This window comes from Candidatus Protochlamydia sp. W-9, assembly GCF_001950615.1.
GTDB lineage: Bacteria > Chlamydiota > Chlamydiia > Chlamydiales > Parachlamydiaceae > Protochlamydia > Protochlamydia amoebophila.
The window spans coordinates 1-339 of the sequence record NZ_BCPZ01000326.1 but is presented as its reverse complement, the minus strand read 5'-3'; the positions used below and the strand labels follow the sequence as shown (position 1 = coordinate 339).

Below are 339 nucleotides of genomic sequence, written 5' to 3'. Positions count from 1 at the left end.
CTTTTTATGCGTTTATTGTGGCAAACATCTATCGATGGAAAATCAATAAAAGCAATTCCTGTGATTTCTCCTCTTTTATCCAAAAGATAAGCAAATAGAGGAACAAAAAGGTTCTTCTTTAAATAAACAAAGCGGCTATAACTAATTAAGTTTGGAATTCTTTAACTAAGTATTTGGTAACATACCCATAAAAGTGCTTATATGTTCGATCATTTGATTGATGAAATAAAATGACAATTGTCATCATCTCTGGTATCGATCATTCAGGTTGAGGTCCTCGCTTTGTTTTGCCATGATCAATTAACTGCTTATTCCATTTCTGCCCAAAAGTCTTCCAGA

1 pseudogene is annotated in these 339 nt (G+C 32.7%); it reads right to left on the bottom strand.

Annotated features, from left to right (window positions below):
* Window positions 1-339: pseudogene (locus tag BU804_RS09080) on the bottom strand (IS982 family transposase); the annotation flags it as partial.